The sequence below is a fragment of the Arthrobacter sp. ISL-85 genome (genome assembly GCF_018613675.1).
Taxonomy (GTDB): domain Bacteria; phylum Actinomycetota; class Actinomycetes; order Actinomycetales; family Micrococcaceae; genus Arthrobacter.
Window position 1 is genome coordinate 33,811 of sequence record NZ_JAGGPQ010000025.1, and the last position, 20,805, is coordinate 54,615.

At 66.0% G+C, this 20,805-nt stretch carries 18 protein-coding genes; 13 read left to right on the forward strand and 5 right to left on the reverse strand.

Annotation, left to right across the window (positions count from 1 at the left end; all coding sequences use genetic code 11):
- Window positions 1–6: 6 nt before the first annotated feature.
- A complete protein-coding gene (locus tag J7I84_RS18330) occupies window positions 7–1,239 on the reverse strand; it encodes a class I SAM-dependent methyltransferase (protein WP_214945963.1) in 1,233 nt (410 codons plus the stop codon).
- A gap of 54 nt (window positions 1,240–1,293) precedes the next feature.
- Between J7I84_RS18330 and J7I84_RS18335 the strand changes: the two genes are divergently transcribed.
- The 3 genes from J7I84_RS18335 to groL all read left to right on the forward strand — a co-directional run bounded on the left by J7I84_RS18335 (window position 1,294) and on the right by groL (window position 3,908).
- Complete coding sequence (locus J7I84_RS18335) at window positions 1,294–1,674, forward strand: hypothetical protein (RefSeq protein WP_214945964.1); 381 nt, start codon at window positions 1,294–1,296, stop codon at window positions 1,672–1,674.
- Window positions 1,675–1,927: 253 nt separating this feature from the next.
- Window positions 1,928–2,221 carry a co-chaperone GroES gene (gene groES, locus J7I84_RS18340; RefSeq protein WP_003805290.1) on the forward strand — a complete coding sequence of 98 codons (294 nt, stop codon included), beginning with the start codon at window positions 1,928–1,930 and terminating at the stop codon, window positions 2,219–2,221.
- Window positions 2,222–2,297: 76 nt separating this feature from the next.
- Complete coding sequence (gene groL / locus J7I84_RS18345) at window positions 2,298–3,908, forward strand: chaperonin GroEL (protein WP_214945965.1); 1,611 nt, start codon at window positions 2,298–2,300, stop codon at window positions 3,906–3,908.
- A 126-nt stretch (window positions 3,909–4,034) separates the two neighbouring features.
- On the opposite strand, the gene J7I84_RS18350 is transcribed toward groL, so the two are convergent.
- Window positions 4,035–4,643, reverse strand: a complete 609-nt coding sequence (locus tag J7I84_RS18350) for a dihydrofolate reductase family protein (protein WP_214945966.1) — start codon at window positions 4,641–4,643, stop codon at window positions 4,035–4,037.
- Between the two features lie 57 nt (window positions 4,644–4,700).
- Here J7I84_RS18350 and J7I84_RS18355 point away from each other — a divergent pair, with 57 nt between their 5' ends.
- Window positions 4,701–6,224 (forward strand): ATP-dependent DNA ligase, encoded by a 1,524-nt coding sequence (locus J7I84_RS18355; RefSeq protein ID WP_214945967.1) that lies wholly within the window; start codon window positions 4,701–4,703, stop codon window positions 6,222–6,224.
- A gap of 19 nt (window positions 6,225–6,243) precedes the next feature.
- On the opposite strand, the gene J7I84_RS18360 is transcribed toward J7I84_RS18355, so the two are convergent.
- Complete coding sequence (locus J7I84_RS18360; RefSeq protein WP_214945968.1) at window positions 6,244–7,212, reverse strand: DUF389 domain-containing protein; 969 nt, start codon at window positions 7,210–7,212, stop codon at window positions 6,244–6,246.
- A 123-nt stretch (window positions 7,213–7,335) separates the two neighbouring features.
- Between J7I84_RS18360 and J7I84_RS18365 the strand changes: the two genes are divergently transcribed.
- From J7I84_RS18365 to J7I84_RS18380, 4 genes are all read left to right on the forward strand, one after another.
- Window positions 7,336–9,408 carry an acyltransferase family protein gene (locus J7I84_RS18365; protein WP_214946037.1) on the forward strand — a complete coding sequence of 691 codons (2,073 nt, stop codon included), beginning with the start codon at window positions 7,336–7,338 and terminating at the stop codon, window positions 9,406–9,408.
- Between the two features lie 222 nt (window positions 9,409–9,630).
- The gene (gene guaB, locus J7I84_RS18370; protein WP_188570898.1) at window positions 9,631–11,142 is read left to right on the forward strand and encodes an IMP dehydrogenase; all 1,512 of its coding nucleotides are present in this window, start codon (window positions 9,631–9,633) and stop codon (window positions 11,140–11,142) included.
- A 128-nt stretch (window positions 11,143–11,270) separates the two neighbouring features.
- Window positions 11,271–12,812: an HNH endonuclease signature motif containing protein gene (locus J7I84_RS18375; protein WP_214945969.1), complete on the forward strand. Its 1,542-nt coding sequence runs from the start codon at window positions 11,271–11,273 to the stop codon at window positions 12,810–12,812.
- A gap of 62 nt (window positions 12,813–12,874) precedes the next feature.
- A complete protein-coding gene (locus tag J7I84_RS18380; RefSeq protein ID WP_214945970.1) occupies window positions 12,875–14,734 on the forward strand; it encodes an ABC transporter ATP-binding protein in 1,860 nt (619 codons plus the stop codon).
- Here J7I84_RS18380 and J7I84_RS18385 read toward each other — a convergent pair.
- Together J7I84_RS18385 and J7I84_RS18390 are read right to left on the reverse strand one after the other, a co-directional pair.
- On the reverse strand, window positions 14,731–15,336 hold the full coding sequence (locus J7I84_RS18385) for a hypothetical protein (RefSeq protein WP_214945971.1): 606 nt from the start codon (window positions 15,334–15,336) through the stop codon (window positions 14,731–14,733). The two genes, J7I84_RS18380 and J7I84_RS18385, sit on opposite strands and share 4 nt — an antisense overlap.
- Window positions 15,314–15,640, reverse strand: a complete 327-nt coding sequence (locus J7I84_RS18390; RefSeq protein ID WP_214945972.1) for a hypothetical protein — start codon at window positions 15,638–15,640, stop codon at window positions 15,314–15,316. The genes J7I84_RS18385 and J7I84_RS18390 overlap by 23 nt, the downstream gene beginning before the upstream one ends.
- Window positions 15,641–15,809: 169 nt before the next feature.
- Here J7I84_RS18390 and J7I84_RS18395 point away from each other — a divergent pair, with 169 nt between their 5' ends.
- From J7I84_RS18395 to J7I84_RS18415, 5 genes are all read left to right on the forward strand, one after another.
- Window positions 15,810–16,946: a GuaB3 family IMP dehydrogenase-related protein gene (locus tag J7I84_RS18395; protein ID WP_214945973.1), complete on the forward strand. Its 1,137-nt coding sequence runs from the start codon at window positions 15,810–15,812 to the stop codon at window positions 16,944–16,946.
- A gap of 107 nt (window positions 16,947–17,053) precedes the next feature.
- The gene (locus J7I84_RS18400; protein WP_214945974.1) at window positions 17,054–18,793 is read left to right on the forward strand and encodes a glycerol-3-phosphate dehydrogenase/oxidase; all 1,740 of its coding nucleotides are present in this window, start codon (window positions 17,054–17,056) and stop codon (window positions 18,791–18,793) included.
- 38 nt (window positions 18,794–18,831) lie between these two features.
- Window positions 18,832–19,320 carry a PTS sugar transporter subunit IIA gene (locus J7I84_RS18405; protein WP_159631436.1) on the forward strand — a complete coding sequence of 163 codons (489 nt, stop codon included), beginning with the start codon at window positions 18,832–18,834 and terminating at the stop codon, window positions 19,318–19,320.
- An 80-nt stretch (window positions 19,321–19,400) separates the two neighbouring features.
- Window positions 19,401–20,288: an SURF1 family protein gene (locus tag J7I84_RS18410; protein ID WP_214945975.1), complete on the forward strand. Its 888-nt coding sequence runs from the start codon at window positions 19,401–19,403 to the stop codon at window positions 20,286–20,288.
- Window positions 20,285–20,794 (forward strand): DUF3817 domain-containing protein, encoded by a 510-nt coding sequence (locus tag J7I84_RS18415; RefSeq protein ID WP_214945976.1) that lies wholly within the window; start codon window positions 20,285–20,287, stop codon window positions 20,792–20,794. The genes J7I84_RS18410 and J7I84_RS18415 overlap by 4 nt, the downstream gene beginning before the upstream one ends.
- Window positions 20,795–20,805: the final 11 nt, after the last annotated feature.

Genomic DNA, 20,805 nt, shown 5'->3' on the forward strand with positions numbered 1-20,805 from the left:
AGACAGTCAGGCAGGCTCCACCACGATGGCCACCCGCTCCTCGCCGATGCGCGTCAGGACCAGGGTGGCCGTCTTGCCGGCCCCCTTCTTCCCGCCGGAACTCTTGCCGCCGGGCAGCAACTGCTTCCGCAGCTCTTCCGGGGTGACGGCCGTGCCGCGCTTCTTGATATCCAGCACGGTGATGCCCTCCTGCTTGACCCATGCCTTGAGCGCCTTGACGTTGTAGGGCATGACATCAAGGACTTTGTAGGCCCGGGCGAACGGGGTGTCGAGCAGGTCCGGAGCGCAAATGTAGGCAATGTGTTCGTCCACCAGGTGGCCGCGGAGCTGCAGTGCGACGTCGGCCACCAGCCCGGCGCGGATCACGGCGCCGTCGGGCTCGTACAGGTAGCCTTCCACGGGTCCCACCGGCGCGGATGGTCCGGCGCCGAAGTCGTCGGCGCTGGTCAGCTCGGCGGTTCCCTGCGGACCCAGGACCAAAGCAGCACGGCGGACTCCGGGCCTGCGCACGGCGTTGAACCACAGGGTCACTTCGGTGACGTCCCCGGCTACCGATACCCACTGCGCCTCGCAGCCCGCTGGCACAGAGTCGTGCGGCATGCCCGGGCCCATCTTCACGCCCACAGCCTTGCCTTCGGCGGCCAGGGACTCCACGAAGGACAACGGCGGGGAGAACGCCTCGGGGTCCCAGATCCGCTTGGTGCCGGAGGTTGAGGTGACTCGCCGCGCCGGATCCAGCCAGACGCCGTCCACCCCGTCCAATGGAACCGAAGCGGCGTCCGCGTGGACCACCGTGGCGTTGGGGAACGGGATGAGGTTCACCGTGGCGCACGCCGCGGTGGTTTCATCCATTTCGACGGCGGTGACGTTGATGTCCAGGGAGGCCAGGGCCAGGGAATCGGCGCCAAGGCCGCAGCCCAGGTCTGCCACCCGGCTGATCCCGGCGGCGGCGAACCGCTGCGCGTGGTGCGCGGCGACATTCAGCCGCGTGGCTTGCTCCAGGCCGGCCTGGGTGAACAGCATCTGGCGGGCAAACTCACCGAATTTCGCCTCTGCCCTGGTGCGCAGCCGCGACTGAGTGAGGACGGCGGACACAAGTCCGGGGGAGTGTCCGCCCTTCCTGAGTGCGGAGTTGAGCTCGAACGAGTCCTGCTCACGGTAGGGGCCCATGGATGCCAGCAACTCCCAGCCTTCGGGGGTCAACAGCGGTGCAATCTGGTCCTGGGGAGCGTGAGCCATGGGTTCCAGCCTAGTGGAGGAGCGCGGGGCCGGGATGCGGATACTGTTGAAACCATGGATGAGAGCGCAGCCCCCCGCGAGACCGGCGACCACGAGTCCAAGGACCGCGGACCGGCAAGGTTTGCCCGTCCCGTCCTGATCGCCGCCGCCGTGGTGGCCGTGGTCTGCATTGCCTTGCTGGTGATCATTTTCCTGCTGGACACCTTCAACGCCACCGTCTATTCCGTGGGCGGCAACGACATCCAGGACAACACCCAGGAAGCCCGGGACATCCGTGGGCTGTACGACGGCGCGCGGGCGGGGAGCATCTTTTTCCTCGTGGCTGCGCTGCTCGCCGCAGCGGCGTCCGGCTGGGTGCTCTTTCGTGGGCGGAAAGTGGGCGGCAGTGACACCGACGGCGGCGAGGACGTGGACTTCGACGACCTGGGCCGCTGAGGACGGGGCGTCTTTCGCCCGCTTGCCCGCCGTCGTCGGACCCGGAAAGGCGTACGCCGATGACGAAACTTTGGCACTCACCTTGACCGAGTGCTAACGCTTACATAGAGTCTTCATTAGCACTCTCCCCAGGAGGGTGCTAACACATGAAGAGCTGCCAGCCAGGCTGCTGCCGGCACCGCGACGACGGTTTGCCAGCTACGGCGGAAAGCTTTCCAGTCCACGAATTTGCTGACGAAAAGGAGAGGTCCGAGTGTCGGTCTCTATTAAGCCTCTTGAGGATCGTATTGTTGTCCGCCCGCTCGAAGCCGAGCAGACCACGGCTTCCGGCCTGGTCATCCCGGACTCCGCACAGGAGAAGCCGCAGGAAGGCGAAGTTGTTGCAGTAGGCCCCGGCCGCTTCGAAGACGGCAACCGCGTTCCGGTCGACGTGGCCGTTGGCGACGTTGTTATCTACTCCAAGTACGGTGGAACCGAAGTCAAGACCGGCGGCACCGAGTACCTCGTGCTGTCCGCCCGCGACGTTCTGGCGATCGTCGTAAAGTAACTTTTGGATCCCCGTGCCGCTGACCATGCATCCCGCTGGTCAGCTGCGCGGGGTTCTGTCTTGAAAGGACAAAACCATGGCAAAGCAGCTTGCGTTTAATGACGCTGCACGCCGGTCGCTTGAAGCCGGCATCGATAAGCTCGCCAACACTGTCAAGGTGACGCTCGGCCCCCGCGGCCGCAACGTCGTCCTGGACAAGAAGTGGGGTGCCCCCACCATCACGAACGACGGCGTCACCATCGCCCGCGAAGTGGAACTGGACGACCCCTACGAGAACCTTGGCGCACAGCTGGCCAAGGAAGTAGCCACCAAGACCAACGATGTTGCCGGTGACGGCACCACCACCGCCACCGTCCTGGCCCAGGCCCTGGTCAAGGAAGGCCTGCGCAACGTTGCAGCCGGCGCTGCCCCCGGCCAGATCAAGCGCGGCATCGAGGTTGCGGTTGAGGCCGTGGCTGCCCGCCTGCTGGAGAACGCACGCCCGGTCGAGGGAACCCAGGTTGCCAACGTTGCCGCCATTTCGGCGCAGAGCGACGAAATCGGCGAGCTGCTCGCCGAGGCCTTCGGCAAGGTGGGCAAGGATGGCGTCATCACCATCGAAGAGTCCTCCACCACCCAGACCGAGCTGGTCCTCACCGAGGGCATGCAGTTCGACAAGGGCTACCTGTCCCCGTACTTCGTCACCGACGCAGAGCGCCAGGAAGCAGTCCTCGAGGACGCACTCATCCTGATCAACCAGGGCAAGATCTCCTCGATCCAGGAATTCCTGCCGCTGCTCGAAAAGGCGCTGCAGAGCTCCAAGCCGCTGTTCATCATCGCCGAGGACGTTGAGGGCGAGGCCCTGTCCACGCTGATCGTCAACCGCATCCGCGGCACCCTGAACGTCGTGGCCGTCAAGGCTCCCGGCTTCGGCGACCGCCGCAAGGCCATGCTGCAGGACATCGCCACCCTCACCGGTGCGCAGGTTGTCTCCCCGGAACTGGGCCTGAGCCTGGACACCGTGGGCCTGGAGGTGCTGGGTACCGCCCGCCGCATCACCGTCACCAAGGACAACACCACCATTGTGGACGGCGCCGGTTCGGCCGAGGACGTAGCAGCACGCGTTGCCCAGCTGCGGGCCGAGCTGACCCGCACCGACTCCGACTGGGACCGTGAAAAGCTCCAGGAACGCCTGGCCAAGCTTGCCGGCGGCATCGGCGTCATCAAGGTCGGCGCTGCCACCGAGGTTGAGCTGAAGGAAAAGAAGCACCGCATCGAGGACGCCGTGTCCTCCACCCGCGCTGCCCTCGAAGAAGGCATCGTGGCCGGCGGCGGTTCCGCCCTCATCCACGCCCTGAAGGCACTGGATGAAGACGCTGCCGTGAAGGCCCTCGAAGGCGACGCAGCAGCAGCCGTGGGCATTGTCCGCCGCGCACTGGTGCAGCCGTTGCGCTGGATCGCCCAGAACGCCGGTTTCGACGGCTACGTGGTCACCTCCAAGGTTGCCGAGCTCGAGACCAACAACGGGTTCAACGCCAAGTCCGGCGAGTACGAGGACCTGATCGGCGCGGGCGTCATCGACCCCGTCAAGGTCACCCGTGCAGCCCTCCGCAACGCGGCATCCATCGCCGCCCTGGTTCTCACCACCGAGACCCTTGTCGTGGAGAAGCCGGCCGACGAGGACGAGCACGCAGGCCACAGCCACTAGGACTCACATCCTGCGGCGCACTGGCTCCAACAAGGAACCGGTCCAACATTCGTTGGGCCGGTTTTTTGTATTTCTGACGGTGGGTGGGCCCACGGCGTCAGGGTTCCCTGGCCGAGCGCAGCGAGGTTAGGGGGACGGTGGGGACATCTCCTCCGTCTGCACGCCGCCGGATGGCTCATACACCAGGGAAACGGCACCCTTGGGGAAGCTGCGCGCCGGCTCGGCGAGGCTGAATGTGGCCGGCAACGTCCCGGCGTCGAGGAGGCGCTTGCCCTGCCCCAGGGCGACCGGATACAGCCAGAGGTGGAGCCGGTCCAGTACACCTGCCGCCAGCAGTGAACGGATGAGGACTCCGCTGCCAAACATGTGCACCTGCCCGTACCCGGTCCGGAGGCCGCCGGCAGCCACGGCATCCGGCAGCACAGTGGTGCCTGCCCAGGCGGGATCATGCAGAGAACCTGATACGACGAATTTGGGAACCCGGTTAAGCGCGTCGGCGATGTCGCCGGACTGGTGGGGCCAGTAGGCCGCGAAGATGTCGTAGGTCCTGCGGCCCAGGAGGAGGGCATCCATCGAGGCGATTTCGGCCGCGATGGCCGCGCCGGATTCCTCGTCGGACACCGGCGCCTGCCAGCCCCCGAACGGGAATCCGCCTTCGGGATCTTCTTCACGGCCGCCCGGCGCCTGGTAGACGCCGTCGAGGGTGATGAACAGGTTCGCGACGATGATGCCCACGCGCACATTGTGGACCCGCGCCCGGACGCTGTCCAGTGCCCGTGGCAGGATGGTGCCATGCTGCTCCTTGAGCTCGTGGATACCACGAAAGCCGTCGCATCCACCCGCTCGCGGCTGGCGAAGGTGGAAGCCCTGGCCCACCTTCTGCGCCGTCTTGAACCTGGGGAGATCCCGACGGCGGTGGGTTTGCTGAGTGCCAAACCCCGCCAGGGACGTGTTGGCGTGGGCTGGAGCGCCGTGGCGGCGGCCAAGGAAGAGCCGGCCGGGGACCCCGGCCTCACGGTGGCGGATATTGATGAGGCGCTGGATCGGCTCCTGGCCACAGCCGGCACCGGATCGGGTGCGGAGCGGGCCGCCATCCTCCGGACCCTGATGGCGGCGGCCACCGCACCCGAACAGTCATTCATCGCCGGCGTCTTGCTCGGGGAACTGCGCACTGGTGCCCTCGAGGGAGTGCTGACGGACGCTGTTGCCCGCGCGGCCGGCAGGTCCGTCGACGCGGTAAGGCGTGCTGCAATGCTTTCCGGCGACCTCGGCGGAACCGCCCTCCTGGCCCTGACGGGCACTGAAGCCGAGCTTGACGCCGTCGGCCTCGTGGTGGGCCGTCCGGTGCAGCCCATGCTCGCCGCCACCGCCGGCAGTACCCGCGCAGCCCTCGAAACCACGGGGGAGGCCTCTGTGGAATACAAGCTCGACGGCGCCCGCATCCAGGTGCACCGCTCCGGCACCGACGTGCGCATCTACACCCGCAACCTCGCCGAGGTGACGCACCGCCTGCCTGAGGTGGTGGACCTGGTCCGCGGGCTGCCGGTGCAGGACGTGATCCTCGACGGCGAAACCCTCGCCCTGGACGAGGACGGGGCTCCGCGGCCCTTCCAGGAAACCATGTCCCGCTTTGGTGCCGACGCTGTAAGGGAAACCCTGCTGCATCCCTGGTTTTTCGACGTCCTGCACATCAACGGACGGGACCTGCTGGACGAACCGCTGTCCACCCGCATCGACGTCCTGGAACGCGTGGCACCCGCACACCGCATCCCGGGGGAGGTCACTGCCGATCCGGCCGTTGCAGAGCGCGTGTCGCAGGACGCGCTTGCCGCAGGCCACGAGGGCGTTGTGGTGAAAGCCATCGGATCCGCCTATGCGGCCGGCCGGCGCGGCTCCAACTGGGTCAAGGTCAAACCCGTACACACCTATGACTTGGTGGTGCTCGCGTGCGAATGGGGGTCGGGGCGCCGCACCGGGATGCTCTCCAACCTGCACCTTGGGGCACTGGATCCCAACGGAGAGTTCGGCGAACCCGGCGGCTACGTCATGGTGGGCAAGACGTTCAAAGGCCTCACCGACGAGCTGCTGCGCTGGCAAACCGAAAGGTTCCAGGAGCTTGAGGTGCGTCGCACGGCCGGCACCGTGTGGGTCGAGCCCGTCACGGTCGTCGAAATAGCTATAGACGGCGTCCAGCAGTCGCCCCGCTACCCGGGCGGGATCGCCCTGAGGTTTGCGCGCGTCAAGCGCTACCGGGACGATAAAACCCCGCCTGAAGCGGATACGATCCAGACCCTGCGCGCCCTGCTGCGTCAATAGCGCAAGGTATGGACCGGCCTTAGCTGCGGGTCCCGCTCCGCTGGCGCTTCAGGCTCCGTGCCACACCAGCCGGGAGGCGCCGGGTGACCATCCGATAGAAGAGCAAAACTGCGACGGCGGCGGTCACGATGCCCACGAGGTTGAGCAGCAGTTGAAGCGCAGAACCGGCCGCCTTCTGGTATTCGCCCAGCACCAGGGCCACCGCCACATAGCCTGCCGCAGGCACCGTGGTTACGGAGATGAAGACGCCGATCAGTGCTGCGGAACGCCTCCCGATGATTGACAACATGCCGGCGATCCCGGCCAGCACGGCAACAATCAGTGAATACGGCCCGGGATGGTAGATGAATTCGACGGCGGAGCCCTTGTCCAAGGCATCGCGCGGAAAAAGTCCGAGGGGAACCGAAAGCCAGGCCGTCAACGCCGCCAGCAGCATGGCAATGGGGAAGCCGACGCCCAGCGCAACTGCGGCGCGGCGCCCAAGCTTCCACTTCCTGGTGACAAGCGAGACGGCGAGGGCAGCCAACGGGCCGAACTCAGGTCCTACCGCCATGGCACCCACAATCGCGATGGGGGAATCCGTCACGATGCCTATTCCCGCGAGCTGGGTCGCCAGCACCAGGAAAGCAAGAAAATTCCAGGTCAGCCGGGAGTCTTCGCCGGTTTGCCGGGTCACGTCGTCCCAGATCACCGCGTCTGCGCCGTCCCCGGGCGCGGCACGCTCAGCCCGGTCCGCGTTCTTGGACAGGACGAATTCCGGCGTGGCCATGGCAATGGATCCCACATCGCGGATTTTCAGGACTTCCAGCTTCTCGAGCAGCTCCTCCACTGACTCCCGGGCGATCAGCACCTCAACCACATCGCCCTGCGGCACCACGGCCGCGCCCGGAAGCAGCGCAACTTCCGCGGTGCCCCGCTGGTCGCGGCAGGTCTTCACGGTGACGGCGGACAGCTCCCCGGGCACGCAGATCCGCAGCTGGACTACCATGCCCGCTCCCTTCCACGATTGGGGCAAGCATAGTCTGAACAGGAGCGTTGATTAGCCGATGCAGTCGGCCCTGGCTAGGGTTGATGTTTTGGCTGGCGGGCGTTTTGAGGGGTTTTAGTGTCGATAACGGAAACCCCGAAGCCACTTGAACCCGGAACCAGTGCCGCCACGCGCCAACGGACGCCCACCTTCCGACCGGAAGTCCAGGGCCTGCGGGCCCTGGCTGTCCTGATGGTTGTGGCGTACCACGTCTGGCTGGGCCGCGTGTCCGGCGGCGTGGACATCTTCCTGCTGATTTCGGCTTTCCTCCTCACGTTGTCCTTCGTCCGCAAGGCGGAGTCAGGGCACGCGTTCCGGCTCCTGGCGCACTGGCTGCACCTGTTCAAGCGACTGCTGCCGGCCGCCGTCGTGGTGATTCTCGGAGTTCTGGCCGGCACCTGGCTGATCCTGCCGCAGGGCCGTTGGCCGCAGCTGCTTGACCAGGCCTGGGCGTCGCTGCTGTACCGCCAGAACTGGCTCCTGGCAGATACTGCAGTGGACTACTACGCGCAGGACCACGCCGGCGCCAGCCCGCTGCAGCACTTCTGGTCATTGTCCATCCAGGGGCAGGTCTTCATCCTGTGGCCGCTGGTCTTCGCCGGCACGGCTGCGGTACTCAACGTGCTGCGCCGCGTTCCCCGCCTGCAGCGGCTGACCTACCGTGGCTTGCTGGCAATCGTTTTCGGGGCGGTGTTCGCGGTATCCCTGGCCTACTCCATGGACCAGACCGCTTCCAACCAGGCCTACGCCTACTTCGACACGCGTGCCCGGCTTTGGGAGTTTGCGCTGGGGTCCCTGCTGGCACTGGCGCTGCCTTACCTGCGGCCCGGGTGCCTGCTGCGTATCGCCCTGGGCTGGACCGGGCTGGCCGCAATGGTTTCCTGCGGGCTGGTCCTTACCGTTGACCGATCCTTCCCGGGGTACGTGGCGCTGTGGCCCACGCTGGCGGCGGCAGCGATCATCGTGGCGGGGCAGACCGGCAGCAGGTTCGGCGTGGACCGCATCCTTGGCAGCCGGCCCGCCGTCGCACTGGGGGATAACTCCTACGCCCTGTATCTGTGGCACTGGCCCGTCCTGGTGCTGGCGCTCGCGGCCACCGGCGTGGAAGCTCCCAACCTCACGCAGGGTCTCGGGATCGTTGGAGCCTCCGTCGTGCTCGCCGTCCTGACCACGCGCTTCGTGGAAAAACCGGTGCGCGACTGGCGCTGGCCCCAGCTCCGGGCCTGGCGGACCGCCGTCGTCATTGTTGCCTGCGGCGCCGTCCTGGCCGGTCCCGTCGCGGTCTGGCAGACGTCGTTGACCGCAGAGGAAAGCGCGACGGCGGCACAGCCGAGGGAGCTTACGCCCGGCGCGTTGGCACTCACCGCGGAGAACGAAAACGCCCCGGCTCCCCGCGCAAGAACCATTCCAGGCCCCACCGCGCTGGATAATGACTGGGCCGGCATCGACTCGCCCTGCACAGGCGCCAACGCCACCGGCGATCCCATCCTGGAGGGCTGCCGGCAGGAGCTTCCGGAGGAACCGTCCACCAAGCGCATCGTGGTCCTGGGGGACTCGCACGCCCAGCAGTACCTTGCCGCACTGGCGCCGGTTGCGGCTGCGCGTGGCTGGGAGATCGTCACGCTGCTGATGCCCGCTTGCAGGTTTGGCGCCGAGTCGGAAACCCGGAATGCCGAATGCAACGCCTACAACCGGGCAAGTTCCGCCTACGTCCTGGAACACCTTCCGAATGCCGTGTTTACTGTGGCGTCGCTGACCCACGAGGACGCCCCGTTCGAAACCGAAGTTCCGGGCTACCTTGACGGCGTGAAACCGTTCACTGACGCGGGCATCGAGGTTGTGGGCATCCGGGACAACCCGCGGTTCACCTTCAACATGCCGCAGTGCGCCCAGCGGAACGGTGCCGGCGCGCCTGCCTGCAACCCGTCGCTGGCAGAGTCCCTGGTGGAGCCATCGCCGCTGGAGAATTACCGCGCCAAGCTGCCGGGCCTGCACCTGATGGACATGAGCGACTTCATCTGCGCGCGCGGTGTCTGCCCCGCCGTGGTGGGGAACGTGTACGTCTACAAGGACGACAACCACCTCACCAGGACCTACGTGGAAACCATGATTCCCATGTTCGAGCAGCGGCTGCTGGCTGCCACCGGCTGGAGCTGAGCCATTCCGCCTGTCTGGCCGTGGGGTTGCTCACATTGGCGGCGTGGAATAGGGGGATCGGCGCCGAGGTTCTAATATTTACTCAATACTTTCTGCCCCCGGAACGCCGTGCTGCACGGTGCTCCTGCAGGATCGTCTGCACAGGCCAGTTCCGTAATAACGGGCTGGTCATCGGCTGCAACCCCTACCCGTGACCCAGCAACCAAGGTAAGAGGCGCACTCATGACCGAGCCCGAACACAACCCCTTTGGCTTCATAGGCCTGACCTACGACGACGTCCTGCTCCTGCCGGGCCATACCGACGTCATCCCGTCCGAGGCAGACACGTCCTCCCGGATCTCCAAGCGGATCACCGTCCAGACCCCGCTGCTGTCGGCCGCGATGGACACCGTCACGGAGTCCCGCATGGCCATCGCCATGGCCCGCCAGGGTGGCCTTGGCGTGGTGCACCGCAACCTGTCCATTGCCGACCAGGCGGACCAGGTGGACCGGGTCAAGCGGAGCGAGTCCGGGATGATCACCAACCCGCTGACCATCCGCCCCGAGGCCACGCTGCGGGAACTGGACGATCTCTGCGCGCACTACCGCGTGTCCGGCCTGCCCGTGGTGGACGAGGACAACCGCCTGCTCGGCATCGTCACCAACCGCGACACCCGCTTTGTGCCGGAGTCCGATTTCCCGCTGCGGCTGGTCAGCGATGTCATGACCAAGATGCCCCTGGTCACCGGGCACGTGGGCATCAGCCGCGAGGAAGCCTCGCACAAGCTGGCCACCAACAAGATTGAAAAGCTCCCGCTCGTGGACGAGCAGGGGCGGCTCAAGGGCCTGATCACCACCAAAGACTTCACCAAGGCCGAGCAGTATCCCCTGGCCACAAAGGACGACGAGGGCCGCCTCCGCGTCGGTGCCGCCATCGGCTTCTTCGGCGACGGCTGGGAGCGCGCCATGACCTTGGTGGACGCCGGCGTGGACGCCCTGTTCGTGGACACCGCCAACGGCCACTCCCAGGGTGTCCTGGACATGATCCGCAGGCTGAAGTCCGACCCCGTTGCTGCGCACGTGGACATCATCGGCGGCCAGGCTGCCACCCGCGAAGGCGCCCAGGCATTGATTGACGCCGGCGCGGACGGCATCAAGGTGGGCGTTGGACCCGGCTCCATCTGCACCACCCGCGTGGTGGCCGGCGTCGGGGTTCCGCAGATTACCGCCATCTACGAATCCGCAAAGGCTGCCATTCCGGCGGGCGTGCCGCTGATCGCCGACGGCGGCCTGCAGTACTCCGGCGACATCGGCAAGGCGCTGGTCGCCGGAGCCGACACCGTCATGCTGGGCTCGCTCCTGGCAGGCTGCGACGAGTCCCCGGGCGATTTGATCTTCGTCAACGGCAAGCAGTTCAAGTCCTACCGCGGCATGGGTTCCCTGGGCGCCATGCAGTCCCGTGGCAAGAACACGTCCTACTCCAAGGACCGCTACTTCCAGGCCGACGTGTCCGGTGATGACAAGCTGATCCCCGAAGGCATCGAAGGCCGCGTGGCCTACCGGGGTCCGCTGTCCTCCGTGGCCTACCAGCTGGTGGGCGGCCTGCGGCAGACCATGTTCTACACCGGTGCACCGACCATTCCCGAGTTGAAAGTCCGCGGCAAGTTCGTCCGGATTACCTCCGCCGGCTTGAAGGAATCGCACCCGCACGACATCCAGATGACCGTCGAGGCACCGAACTACGGTTCGCGCTAGATTGCTGGCGGCTCGTTTTCGCTGACAGTGCGAAATAGAGGAGGCGGGATTCTTTCCCGCCTCCTCTAGCTTTAACCCCGGATGGCCACGTCAGTTTGATTGTCAGTGCCTCCATGGATGATGTGTCCATGGGAATCAGCAACAGTGTTGGGGCGGTTTTGGAGAGTGTTTCTGCCTCTGTTGCTGCGCTCGATGCCCTGAACCGTGAGGACGCATTCCTTGCTGGCGGAGTTGATATTGGTTCCGGGGTGGATGTGTTGCAGCGGCGGTATGAGATCCGGCTGGAGCGGCTGGAACTGACGGCGCGGCTGGAAGCGCGGCTCTCCGCGCTGAAAGCACGGGACGCTGCCGAAGCCGTCGGGTTCCAGCAGGCCATGACCCCGCCGGACGCGTCCGTGCAGGACCGCACCTACGCCGGGATGTCCACGGTCGAGGAAATCGCCGGGATCCTCACCGTGAGTTCCGCGGCCGGCGGGGCGTTCGTGGAACAGTCCCGGCGAGTCTGCTCCCTGCCGCCGGTCTTCGAGGCCTTGTCCACCGGTGCCATGTCCTGGCAGCACGCCAAAATCATCGCAGATGAGACCGAAGGCCTCACGACTGAGGGCGCGGTGTCGTTGGTGGCGCACTTCTTCGACCCGGACGCCCCCAACCCCGCCCGCGGCGCCGCCCCCGGTGAACTCGTCCCCTCCCGCTTCCGTTCCAAGGTCCGTGCGTGGCGGGAACGCCACCACCCCGAATCCATTGAAAAGAGGCATGCGAAGGGGGTGGCGGACCGGCGGATGGAATACACCCCGGACCGCGACGGGATGGCCTGGGTCTCGCTCTACCTGCCCGGGGACACCGCCTGTGCCATCTGGAACCGCACCACCGCCACCGCCCGCGGCCTCCAAAGCCCCGACGAACCCCGCACCCTCACCCAACTCCGCCCCGACATCGCCGCATCCCTGCTCCTCGGCGCCGGCAGCGCAGGCAGCTTCAAGGAAACCGGCGACACCACTGCGGCAAGCGTCACCGAGATCGGGAAGGTCCCCGCCCCGCGGGCGGACGTCCTGGTCACCGTGCCGGTGTTCTCCCTCCTCGGCCTGACCGATGAGCCCGCCGTCCTGGACGGTTTGGGACCGATCCCGGCTTCCATGGCACGTAAGCTCGTCGCCGACGGGGCCAACTCGTTCTACCGGGTACTGGTCGACCCGAGGGACGGGGCACCGTTGGAAATTGGCCGGAAAAACTACCGACTTACGGAAACCCTCAAACGCTGGATCAGGATGCGGGACGCCAACTGCACCTTCCCCGGCTGCACCAACCGCACACCCGACAACGAAACCGACCACCTCACGGCCTGGGAACAGGGCGGCACCACAGGGGCCAGCAACCTCGGACAGCTGTGTCCGAGGCACCATCGGCTCAAACACAACGGTAGATGGACACCCGACCCGGCAACCGAGAAAGATCCGCCCGGCTGGACCTCGCCCACCGGCCGGCACTACAAAGCCGAACACCCCGGGCGGGAACCAACACACTGGCCGGGCTGGATTGACCCGGACCGGACGAGAAAGAGGAACGGCAGCGGCGGGGCGCTGCGGGTGGCCGGCGGACGTCCGGACTTCCATTACATGGCACAGTCCCCAGCCGAAGATGCCCTATTGCGCTGTCTCCACTCCAAGTCGTGACGGCCTACCCAGCGCAGTACTTGGCCCGCCTCCTCAGGCCCGTCCGGCACTAGGCTGATTCCATGTCCCAACCGCGCCATCCGGCGGAACTGAGCCCAAAGCGGGAACCCCAGCGGCGCCTTACTCTTCGGCCCTATGCCCGTGCCGTGGCCCAGGTCCTGCGGGTTAGTTTCCGCGCCTCCCCGGGCGCCGTGATCATGAAGGTGCTCGGCTCACTGATTTCGGCTGTCCTTCCACTGGTCACCACCTACTTTGCGTCCCTCACCACCACAGCGCTGGCCGCAGCCTATGCGGGCGACGCCGGAGCGGGGCGCCGTGCAATCGTCTACGTCGTCGTCACTGCCGCCCTGGGCCTCTTTTGGGGCGCCTTCAACAGCGTTGACCGGTACATCCAGCAGCTGATGAGCTTCAGGGTGGGCGCCATCGTAGGCGACCAGATGTACGACCGCTTCCTGGCCCTCGAGTTCTGGCGCTACGACGACAAGGAAACGGTGGACCTCTACGACCGCGCCAAGCGGTTCTCGGATTCGTATGCACGCGTCCTGGACCGGATCGCGGCCATCTTCACGCAGATGGTTTCTGTCATCCTGGCCATCGGCGCCCTGCTGCTGGTCAGCTGGTGGATCGCGGTCATCGTGCTGGTGGCCATCGTGCCGAGTGTGTACCTGCAGTTCAAGCTCTCCCGTGAACAGATTGCGCATTGGAACACCCAGGTGGACTCGCGACGCCAACGCCGAATGATAGAGACCAACCTGCTGCGGCCACAGCACATCGCCGAGATGCGGCTCTACGGGATTGTCGGCTTCCTCATGGGCCTTCGTTCCCGCCTCCGGGACGCGGACGAGCGGCGGCGACTCGATTACCAGCGGCGCTACATCCCCAGGCAATTGGCCGCAGACGCCCTGCAATACGGTGCCGAGGTGGTCTCGCTGATCTGGGTGGTGGGCCAGGTCATCGCCCGGGCCCAGCCCGTGGGCCAGTTCCTCTATGTCCAGCAGATCGTCAGCCGCGCTTTGTCGACGGCCAACAACCTGGTGTCTTCCTTGAGTTCCATTGACGAAGACCTCGCCAATCTGACGGATTACGAGCTCTTCATGGGCATGCCGGTTCACTCAGAACATGCACCGCCCTTATTGCAGGCTCCACAGGAAGTTGAACTGAAGGACATCCGCTTCACGTACACCGGAAGCGACATCGAGGTGATCCGGGGCATCAGCCTCAGCATCCGCCGCGGCCAGCACATCGCCATCGTGGGGGAGAACGGCGCCGGCAAGTCGACGCTGATCCGTATCCTCGCCGGCCTCTACCGTCCCGACTCCGGGCAGGTGTTGCTCGACGGCGTGGACCTCGCCGCCGTCGACGTCACCTCCTGGCACCGGCACCTGGCCGTGCTCAGCCAGGAGTTCCTCAAATACGAGTTCGCCACGGCGGCCGAGAACATCTATTTCGGCGACGTGGACAGTCCGCGCGACGACGAACGGATCCCGCGTTCAGCCGCCGATGCGGAAGCACTGGAGTTCATCAGCAAACTCCCCAATGGCCTGGACAACCACGTCAGCAACTGGATGGAGGACCCCCGCGGCCGGAAAGGCAGTGGCCTCTCCGGCGGCCAGTGGCAGCGTCTTGCCATGGCCAGGAATTTCTACCGCGACGCGTCCTTCATGGTGATGGACGAGCCCACGTCGGCTATCGATGCCCTCGCCGAGCACAGGATCTTTACACGACTCTTCGCGGACCGGAGCAGCACCATCATCGCCATCAGCCACCGGCTCGCCACCATCGAAAAGGCCGACGTGGTGTACATGCTGGAGGAGGGAAGAATCGTCGAACAGGGTACGCACAAGGAGTTGGTGGCCCTTCGCGGCAGGTACTTCCGGATGTTCGAGTCCCAGTTGACGGTGGAGGAACCGACGGGGACTTAGGCCTGCACCACCGTGGTGCGGACCCGCGCAAGGCTGGGCCGGGGCGGGACGCTGCTGAAGCCGAACGTGACGGCCGGATGGATGGGAGCCAGCACTCCGGCGTCGGCGCCTTCCCAGCTGACGACGGCGGAGGTCACGTGGTGCAGGTCGGTCACCCCGTAGAACTCCGCCCTTCCACTGCCGGCAGTTCCATAGGTGCGGGCACCGGGTGCCGCGAGGGCGGCCACCGGGTTGACCGCGGCGAGCCAGCGGGGATGGACTGCAAGGCGACGGGGCACTGCACGCAGCGCTGTTCCCAGCAAGGTCCTGGCACCGGTGACAGCCCGGACGGCCAGCGGGCCGGCGTCGACCGTCAACGTGTGTCCCGTGACCGCAGCGGAAACGTCCACGATTTTTACCTCGTCAAAGCTGTATGTGGCTGAGATAAAACCCGCGACTTCGCGGGTCGGCGCCAACAGCAGGCGGTGCCCGGAAGGTAGCTGCACCATGGCATCGGCGAACGACCCAAAGGGGGTGTCCTGCCAAATGCCAACCACGGCGCGCAGGCCGGAGGCGGTGCCAATCCCGGCAATGTGCCCGTCAAACGTCCAGCGGCTGCCCATCAAGCCACTGTAGCGGGAAGCGTGCGCCATAAAGTGGCCCGTAAGCGGCGTTGCCGTAGGGGTCCCACCAGGCGGCCGGGTCCTCCTCAAGAGCTTTGCGAAGGGCGGGATCGGTGCGGACGCGCCGCCTGAATTCCCTTGCCCGGCCTATGACCGTGGATGGGACCACGATGCATGTGACCAGGAGGAACAGGATAAGCACGAAAGCTCCCACCAAGGTTGTTGCCTCGCCGATGCCCTTTGCCGTGGCCGAGGGCAGGTACATGGCCAGGACCCCGCCCAGGGCAACTCCCGATAAGGACACCTTCGCGCTGCTCCAACGGCGGCCCGCCGCCTTTTCTGTCCACCTGCCAAAGTACGTGACTGCGCAGGTGGCGGCGATGGTGACACATCCCCACGGCAACGTTCGGAGGGCGGAGCGCCCATTCCGGTCCCGGCCCTGCATGACATGGCCGCTGGGATAACCTAGAGCAGTGACTTACGAGATCGAGATCGGCCGTGGCAAGCGTGGGCGTCGTGCCTACTCCCTGGATGACATTGCAATCGTCCCCAACCGTCGCACCCGCGACCCCAAGGACGTCTCCGTCTCCTGGCAGATCGACGCCTACCAGTTCGACATGCCGGTGATCGCTGCGCCGATGGACTCGGCCATGTCCCCGGCCACGGCAATCGCGCTGGGCAAGCTGGGCGGCCTTGGCGTGCTTGACCTGGAAGGCCTCTGGACCCGGTACGAGGATCCGCAGCCCATCCTCGACGAGATCGCGGAGCTGCAGGACCAGACGAACAGCCCCGCCGTTACCGGCCGGATGCAGGAGCTGTACAAGGCGCCCATCCAGCCCGAACTCATCACCTCCCGCCTGGCGGAGATCCGCGGGGCGGGCGTCACCGTTGCCGGGTCCCTGACCCCGCAGCGCACCCAGGAACATTACAAGACGGTGGTGGCGGCCGGCGTCGACATCTTCGTCATCCGCGGCACCACCGTGTCCGCCGAGCACGTTTCCAAGGACCACGAACCGCTGAACCTCAAGCAGTTCATCTACGAACTCGACGTCCCCGTCATCGTGGGTGGAGCAGCCGGCTACACCCCGGCGCTGCACCTCATGCGCACCGGTGCCGCCGGCGTGCTGGTGGGTTTCGGCGGCGGTGCAACCACCACCACGCGCCGCGCGCTGGGCATCCACTCGCCCATGGCCTCCGCCATCTCGGACGTCGCTGCCGCCCGCCGCGACTACATGGACGAGTCTGGCGGCCGCTATGTGCACGTCATCGCCGACGGCGGCATGGGCACCTCGGGTGACATCGTCAAGGCGATCGCCATGGGTGCCGACGCCGTCATGCTGGGCAGCGCCCTGGCCCGGGCAGAGGAAGCACCGGGCAACGGGTGGCACTGGGGCCAGGAAGCACACCACCTGGAACTGCCGCGCGGCGACCGCGCCAACGTGGGCACCGTGGGCCCGCTGGAGGAGGTCCTCTTTGGGCCCGGCCACCACACCAACGGCACGTCCAACCTCATCGGCGCGCTGCGCCGCTCCATGGCTACCACCGGATATTCGGACCTGAAGGAATTCCAGCGGGTCGACGTCGTTGTGTCGCCTTACGCAGGGAACTGACGCTCCGCAGGCGTGGCAGGGCAGGGTGGCCACCCGCCCTGCCCAAAGCACGCCACTAGCAAGTAGTGTGGGTTTACTACCGGCACTAGAGGCACTGGAGGCGTTCAATGAAGAGTGTTCCTGCAAACGGCGGAGTCCTTGGCCCGGAAGCCCGGGAATCATCCATCGAGCGGTTGCGTGCCACCACGGAACCCGGCCAGGAGCTGGACATCCTCATCGTGGGCGGTGGCATCGTTGGCGCGGGAGCCGCGCTTGACGCCGTGACGCGCGGGTTGAGTGTCGGCATTGTCGAGGCAAGCGACTGGGCCGCGGGCACGTCCTCCCGGTCTTCCAAGCTGATCCACGGTGGCCTGCGCTACCTGGAAATGCTGGACTTCGCCCTGGTCAAGGAAGCCCTGCAGGAACGCGGCCTGCTGCTTTCCGAGATTGCCCCGCACCTGGCCAGGCCCGTGCCGTTCCTGTACCCGCTCACCAAGCCGTTTATCGAGCGTCCCTACGTGGGCGCCGGCATCGCCCTGTACGACGCGATGTCAGTCTCCGCCGGCCATAGCCGCGGCGTCCCGTTCCACAAGCACCTGAGCAGGCGTGGCACTCTGCGTGCCGCCCCCAGCCTAAAGAATGACGCCTTCGTGGGGTCCATCCGGTATTACGACGGCCAGGTGGACGATGCGAAGTACGTGGCGAACCTGGTCCGCACTGCTGCCCACTACGGCGCCCACGCCGTGAACCAGATGAAGGTGGTTGACTTCCTGCGCGAGGGGGAGCGGGTAGTTGGAGCCAAGGTGGAAAACCGCGAGGACGGGACGCAGTTCAACATCCGCGCCAAGCAGGTTATCAACGCCACCGGCGTCTGGACCGACGAAACCCAGGCCATGGTGACTGACCGGGGCCAGTTGAAGGTCCGCGCTTCCAAGGGCATCCACCTGGTGGTTCCACGCGACCGCTTCCAGTCCACGGTGGGCCTGATTTTGCGCACCGAGAAATCGGTGCTGTTCGTCATTCCTTGGGGACGGCACTGGATCATCGGCACTACGGACACCGACTGGCACCTGGACAAGGCCCATCCCGCCGCTTCCAGCAAGGACATCGACTACGTCCTGGAGCACGTCAACAAGGTGCTGAAGCGTCCCCTTACCCGGGAAGACGTGGAAGGGGTTTATGCGGGCCTGCGTCCGCTGCTGGCTGGTGAAAACGACTCCACCGCCAAGCTTTCCCGCGAGCACGTGGTGGCGCACCCTGTTCCCGGCCTGGTGGTGGTGGCAGGCGGAAAGTGGACCACCTACCGGGTGATGGCCAAGGACGCAGTGGACGAGGCTACCCGCACCATGGACGAACGGGTCCCGCCCAGCTGCACCGAGACCATTCCGCTGCTGGGAGCCAGCGGTTTCCGTGCCGCCTGGAACCGCCGGAACCGCACAGCGGAGGAATCCGGAGTCCATGTGGCGCGGATCGAGCACCTGCTCAACAGGTACGGGTCCATGACTCCGGAGGTATTGGCCATCATTGCGCAGAACCCGGAACTGGCGGAGCCACTGCCGGGCGCCGACGACTACCTGCAGGCCGAAGCCGTCTACGCCGCCAGCCATGAAGGTGCCCGGCATGTGCAGGACGTGCTTACCCGGCGTACAAGGATCTCCATTGAAGCGTGGGACCGCGGCGTGTCTGCTGCCCCGGTTGTCGCTAAACTGATGGGAGACGTCCTTGGCTGGAGCGAGGCGCAGCGCGAAAACGAAGTCCGCCACTACCTGGCCCGGGTGGAGGCCGAACGCCTTAGCCAGCAACAGCCGGACGACGAATCCGCAGACGCCGCCCGCCTGGGCGCGGAAGATATCGTGCCCTTGCGTTGAGGAGCCGTTCGCCCCACTGCTGACCGAAGGGACACGCCTTGGCGGAACCACTGGACCCGTATGACGCCCACCTGACCACCGCCGACATGGTAATCCTGGAAATGGAGGCGAAGGACAAAACCGACGCCACCAACCAACTGGCAGAGCGGCTCCACGCCGCCGGGCGAATCTCGGATCTCGACGGGTTCCTTAAGAACGTCAATGCCCGGGAGCACCAACTGGCCACGGGCCTCCCCGGAGGCATAGGACTGCCGCACGCCCGCAGCGAATTCGTCTCCCAAACCTCCATCGCCGTCGGTATCACCAAGTACGGCCACGCGCTGGACTTTGGCGCCGCCGACGGCCCCGCCACGGTGATCCTCCTCATTGCCACCCCGGCCAGTTCTTTCTCCGACCACCTGGAGGTCCTGGCCACCCTGGCACGGTCCCTCTCCAAGGAGTCCTTCCGGGAGTCCCTGCGGCGTGCGTATGACGCTGAAGTGATCGCCGAGCTCATCAATTCCAGCCTGGTGTTCTTTGACCACTAGGCACATTTCCCGGCCCCGGCTCCGCGTCCGGGGGCCTTGGCGTTTAGTTGTTCTACAGAAGTACGAAGTACGGTTAAGACGTGTGGAAAACTGCCCTTAAGCCCCGATGGATCGCAGGCTTTATCTTCGCGATCGCTCTTTCCGGGGTCTTCGTGCTGCTGAGCCAGTGGCAGTTCGGCCGCTCCACGCAGCCCGAGGTGCCGGTCAACCCGGGCACTGAACAGGTCCAGCCGCTCACCAGCACCCTCCAGCCGGGTGAGTTCTTTCACGGCAGCGTCGCGGACCAGATGGTCACCGCCCAGGGGACATACAGTCCAGACAAGCAAGTCCTGGTGCCCGGCAGGCTCCATGACGGACGGAGCGGCTACTGGGTTGTTTCAGCCTTTGCCGTCAACGGCGCTCCCGCCCTGACCGGGGCAGGCACCTCACCGCAGACATGGATCCCGGTGGCACGCGGCTGGGTGGCGGAACCCGGGGACGCGGCAGCACCGCCATCGGGCCTTGTCGAACTAACCGGACGGCTGCTGCCGTCCGAAGCGCCGGTGGCCGGGAAGGCACCCAAACCGGGGGAGGCCTCGGCCGTCTCCGTGGCGGAGCTCATCAATGACTGGGAGGTGAGCAGCTATCCCGGCTTCGTGTCGGCCACCGCAGAGGTGGTGGGTGGCCAGGACGTCAGCGCCGCTGCAGCGCCGGGCAACCTCCTGCCCCTGAACATCGGGCCGCAGCCGGCAGGACAGCACATCAACTGGCTGAACCTCTTCTACTCCATCGAATGGGTCGTTTTCGCCGGCTTCGCCTTCTTTATCTGGTGGCGGATGGTCAAGGACGACTTCCACCGCGACCTCGAGGAGGCACTCGACGAGGCCGAAGACCCGGCGGCGCCCGGGCAGCACGAAACGCACCAGCTTCCACAGCAGGCTGACCAGCACCAGCAGCCTGACCAGCACCAGCAGAAGGTACAGCCATGATTGATCCGAAACCGGCCACCCCCTCGCCGCAGGCCTCCGGCGGCAAGACATCCGCGAAGAAGCGCCGTTTCGGCGGTACCGAGGCGCAGATCAGGTCTGCCTTGAAGTTCTATAAGGTTATGGCCTACCTCACCGGCACCATGCTGCTCCTGCTGTGTGCCGAACTGGTGGCCCGGTACGGCTTCGGGCAGTACCTGTTCGCCGGCGGCACCAACGCCGTCACCGGCCAGCCGTTCGGTTTCGGCTTCACCGACGCCGAGCCCCCGGGTGTGCTCAACGGGGTGAACGTCTCTGTCACGGTACTCATCGTGCACGGCTGGATGTATGTGGTGTACCTGATCTCCAACTTCCGGCTGTGGTCCCTCATGCGCTGGCCGTTCCCCAAACTGGTCCTGCTTGCGCTTGGCGGCGTGGTGCCGTTCCTGTCCTTCATCGTCGAGAAGAAGTTCCACGCCGAGGTGGAGGCCGAACTGGCCGCCAACCCGCAGGCTCCGCAGCGCTACTGAACCCGGTCCAG

Coding starts and splice junctions, on each gene's coding strand:
- J7I84_RS18330 (WP_214945963.1), bottom strand. CDS start 1,239: ATGGCTCACGCTCCCCAGGACCAGATTGCACCGCTGTTGACCCCCGAA.
- J7I84_RS18335 (WP_214945964.1), top strand. CDS start 1,294: ATGGATGAGAGCGCAGCCCCCCGCGAGACCGGCGACCACGAGTCCAAG.
- groL (WP_214945965.1), top strand. CDS start 2,298: ATGGCAAAGCAGCTTGCGTTTAATGACGCTGCACGCCGGTCGCTTGAA.
- J7I84_RS18355 (WP_214945967.1), top strand. CDS start 4,701: ATGCTGCTCCTTGAGCTCGTGGATACCACGAAAGCCGTCGCATCCACC.
- J7I84_RS18360 (WP_214945968.1), bottom strand. CDS start 7,212: ATGGTAGTCCAGCTGCGGATCTGCGTGCCCGGGGAGCTGTCCGCCGTC.
- guaB (WP_188570898.1), top strand. CDS start 9,631: ATGACCGAGCCCGAACACAACCCCTTTGGCTTCATAGGCCTGACCTAC.
- J7I84_RS18375 (WP_214945969.1), top strand. CDS start 11,271: ATGGGAATCAGCAACAGTGTTGGGGCGGTTTTGGAGAGTGTTTCTGCC.
- J7I84_RS18380 (WP_214945970.1), top strand. CDS start 12,875: ATGTCCCAACCGCGCCATCCGGCGGAACTGAGCCCAAAGCGGGAACCC.
- J7I84_RS18385 (WP_214945971.1), bottom strand. CDS start 15,336: ATGGGCAGCCGCTGGACGTTTGACGGGCACATTGCCGGGATTGGCACC.
- J7I84_RS18400 (WP_214945974.1), top strand. CDS start 17,054: ATGAAGAGTGTTCCTGCAAACGGCGGAGTCCTTGGCCCGGAAGCCCGG.
- J7I84_RS18415 (WP_214945976.1), top strand. CDS start 20,285: ATGATTGATCCGAAACCGGCCACCCCCTCGCCGCAGGCCTCCGGCGGC.